Annotated in this window: 1 pseudogene; it reads left to right on the forward strand. The window is 44.2% G+C overall.

The features are described 5' to 3' along the window. A pseudogene (locus R7Z77_RS28380) lies at positions 1-520 on the forward strand (diguanylate cyclase); the annotation flags it as partial.

Raw genomic sequence — 520 nt, forward strand, 5'->3', positions numbered from 1 at the left:
ATGTAGAGGTGTGCCCGGATTGCAGCAGCATCGATATCGACTCTCAAAGCTCTTTGCACTGTTTCACTTGTGGCCATGTTGGTGAACAACACAGCTTTCAGCGCCGTGGAAAGCTTGAGTGCCCTAAATGTTTGACCCAGCTGCGCCATATCGGTGTTGATTATGATCGCCCGCTTGAAACCACGTTTGTAATAGTTGCTCCAGTTTATTTGTTGAAGCGGCGACGATCAGTCAATGTTTAAGTTGTGACTCAAAGATCAAAGTCGAAGAGCTTGTTGTTCGTAAAATTTATCAATATCGACTTGGCGAAGTCGGTGAGTACATCTTCCAGCACGGAAAGTCTATTCAGGCTCCTGAGTTATCGATTAAAGGAAAAGTCGAAGTCAGCTTTTTCCAAAACCTACTGGCGTGGCTAAATAAAGTCGCATTGAGACACAAAGAGCAGCACCTTCTACTTGGATTACACTTACCGACGATTGATGAATACGGTAAGCAATATGGTGATGCCAAATTATTCTCG

The sequence above is a fragment of the Vibrio sp. 1401 genome (assembly GCF_033340295.1).